This window comes from Sphingomonas segetis, assembly GCF_009720245.1.
Classification (GTDB): domain Bacteria; phylum Pseudomonadota; class Alphaproteobacteria; order Sphingomonadales; family Sphingomonadaceae; genus Sphingomicrobium; species Sphingomicrobium segetis.
This window is the reverse complement of the sequence record NZ_WJSQ01000231.1, coordinates 1-2,745: the sequence shown is the minus strand read 5'-3', so window position 1 is coordinate 2,745 and position 2,745 is coordinate 1. Positions and strand designations below refer to the sequence as shown.

At 67.4% G+C, this 2,745-nt stretch carries 3 protein-coding genes and 1 pseudogene; 1 reads left to right on the top strand and 3 read right to left on the bottom strand.

Annotated features, from left to right (window positions below):
* A pseudogene (locus tag GH737_RS14165) lies at positions 1–235 on the bottom strand (DUF4893 domain-containing protein); the annotation flags it as partial.
* Positions 236–245: 10 nt separating this feature from the next.
* A complete protein-coding gene (locus GH737_RS14160; RefSeq protein ID WP_155265422.1) occupies positions 246–1,013 on the bottom strand; it encodes a 3-hydroxybutyrate dehydrogenase in 768 nt (255 codons plus the stop codon).
* 149 nt (positions 1,014–1,162) lie between these two features.
* Between GH737_RS14160 and ypfJ the strand changes: the two genes are divergently transcribed.
* Positions 1,163–2,053 carry a KPN_02809 family neutral zinc metallopeptidase gene (gene ypfJ / locus GH737_RS14155; RefSeq protein ID WP_155265421.1) on the top strand — a complete coding sequence of 297 codons (891 nt, stop codon included), beginning with the start codon at positions 1,163–1,165 and terminating at the stop codon, positions 2,051–2,053.
* Here ypfJ and GH737_RS14150 read toward each other — a convergent pair.
* Positions 2,050–2,745, bottom strand: a 696-nt coding sequence (locus GH737_RS14150; RefSeq protein WP_155265420.1) for an MDR family NADP-dependent oxidoreductase, incomplete at its 5' end; no start/stop codon positions are given. The genes ypfJ and GH737_RS14150 overlap by 4 nt on opposite strands.

Here is a 2,745-nt window from a genome sequence, read left to right as displayed (position 1 = left end):
CGTCGGGGTCGAGCAGCGCGCCTTCGCGCTCGATCTCGGCACCGTGGCCCCCCGTGCGCGCCGCCCGGAGCGCATTGACGAAGGTCGTCCGCCAGCCGGCCAGCCGCTGCCGGTCTTTCGGCGTGGCGACTTCCTTCCAGGCGGTCGTCCAGCGCGGGATCAGCCCCGACGGCTGCTCGATCACGCTGCACGCGGAGCAGGCGAAGAGGCCGGCTAGCAGGAGGATACAACGCATCGCAGGCAGCCTAAGCGGCCGTCCAACCGCCGTCTATGCTGAGGTTCGCGCCGGTAATCGACGCGGCCTCGTCACGGCACAGGAACAGCGCCAGCGCGGCGACCTGGTCGACGGTGACGAACTGTTTGGTCGGCTGGCCGGCGAGCAGCACATCGTTCATCACCTGCTCGCGGGTCATGCCGCGCGCCTTCATCGTATCGGGGATCTGCGCTTCGACCAGCGGAGTCCAGACGTATCCCGGCGAAATGCAGTTGACGGTGATGCCGCTGGTTGCCGTCTCCAGCGCGATCGTTTTGGTGAACCCGGCGATGCCGTGCTTCGCGGCGACGTAGGCGCTCTTGAACGGCGATGCGACGAGGCTGTGCGCGCTCGCGGTGTTGACGATCCGGCCCCATCGCTTGCGCTTCATCTCCGGCACAGCAAGGCGCGTCGTGTGGAACGCCGACGACATGTTGATCGCGATGATCGCGTCCCATTTCTCCGGCGGGAAATCCTCGACCGGCGAGACGTGCTGAATGCCTGCATTGTTGACCAGGATGTCCGCAGGCCCAAGCTCGTCGGCGCAGCGTTGCATCATCGCCTCGATCTGTGCCGGCTTCGCCATGTCCGCGCCGTCGTGAATCGCGCCCAGTTCCTTGCATTCGCGCGCGATCTCGCCCGGATCGCCGAAGCCGTTGATCATCAGCTTCGCGCCTTCGGCCGCCAGCGCCCTGGCGATCGCCAGCCCGATGCCCGACGTCGATCCCGTGACGAGCGCAACCTTGCCTTCGAGAATCATGCGATACCTTTCGTGCTTGCGGGGCCTTGCAGAGCCGCGGCAATCCAGCACGCCGCCTGGATTGCTCGCTGCGCTCGCAATGACGGCTGGAAGGCGAATTGCAACCGTGACGCACGCAAAGCATTGGGCAGTCGGCAAGGAGACAGGCGATGCGGCTCGGCGATGGCCCTAGCAACAATTTCGAAGACCGCACCGGCTCGCCGGGCGGGGGGCTTGGATTCGGGGGCGGCGGCGGAAATATGCTCGGCTGTCTGCTGCCGCTCGTCGCCAGCCGTTTCGGCCTCGTCGGGGTCGCGATCCTTCTGCTCGGCTATTGTGCGCTGAGCCAGTTTGGCGGCGGCGGCGGCGGCCTCTTGCCCTCGGGGCCGACGACCAGCGCCCCGAGCGGCCAGTCGACGCTCTCGCCGGAGACGCGCCATCTCCTGACGGGAGTCCTGGAATCGACCGACAGCGTCTGGACCAAGGTCTTCGCCGCTTCGGGATCTCAATATGTGGAGCCGCGGCTCGTCGCCTATACGAGGGGGACGCAGACGGCGTGCGGGACCGGACAGGCGGCGATGGGGCCCTTCTACTGCCCGAACGATCAGCGGATTTACATCGACCCGACATTCTTCAACGAGCTGAGTCGCCGCTTCGGCGCGCCGGGAGATTTCGCGCAGGGCTATGTGATCGCGCACGAGGTCGGCCATCATGTCCAAAACCTCGAGGGCACGCTCGAGCAGGCGCAGTCGGCGCAGGCGCGGTCGGGCGACGCTCAAGGCAACGCGATCCAGGTCGGCGTCGAGCTGCAGGCCGACTGCTATGCCGGCGTCTGGGCCGCGCTCGCCAAGGATCCGCAGGGCCGAACCATCCTTGAGCCCGGCGACATCGAGGAAGGGATGCGCGCCGCCGAGGCGATCGGGGACGACACACTGCAGCGGCAAACCCAGGGCACGGTCGTTCCTGAAAGCTTCACGCACGGCACGTCGGCGCAGCGCATGAACGCCTTGCAGACGGGCCTGAAGTCCGGAGACCCAGCCGCCTGCAAGTTCAACGGCTAGAGCCGCACCAGCATCTTGCCCGTGTTGGCGCCCGAGAACAGCCCGAGGAACGCCTCGGGCATCCGCTCCAGTCTTTCGATCACCGTCTCTTCGGACTTCACCGCGCCGCTCTGCAGCCAGCCCGCCATGTCGCGGTAGAACTCGTCCATGCGGCCGAAATAGTCGAACACCAGGAAGCCCTTCAGGCGGATGCGCGCAGCGATGATCCGCCCGATGAAGCGCAGGCTGGTCGGCTCGGTCTTGTTGTAGCCCTCGATCATGCCGCAGATCGCGAAACGCGCATGGTTGCGCGCCACAGCGAGCGCGGCGTCGAGGTGGCTCCCCCCGACATTGTCGAAATAGACGTCGATGCCGTCGAGCGCGGCCGAGGTGAGCGCCTTGACCAGCCCTCCCGCGCGATAATCGATGACCGCGTCCGCGCCGAGCGAGCGGACGAAGGTGCACTTCTCCTCGCCGCCGGCCGAGCCGATCACCGTCATGCCCCTGGCCTTGGCGATCTGCACGACGGCAGATCCCACCGCGCCCGCGGCGGCCGACACGAACACGATGTCCCCTTCCTTCGCCGAGGCCGCGTCGAGCAGCCCGAAGTAAGCCGTCGCGCCGGTCGTGCCGAGCACGCCGAGGAACTGCTGCGGCTCGGCCCCGAGGTCGGGCAGCTTGGTCGCGGTGCGCGCCGGGACCACCGCCTCGTC

Coding starts and splice junctions, on each gene's coding strand:
- GH737_RS14160 (WP_155265422.1), bottom strand. CDS start 1,013: ATGATTCTCGAAGGCAAGGTTGCGCTCGTCACGGGATCGACGTCGGGC.
- ypfJ (WP_155265421.1), top strand. CDS start 1,163: ATGCGGCTCGGCGATGGCCCTAGCAACAATTTCGAAGACCGCACCGGC.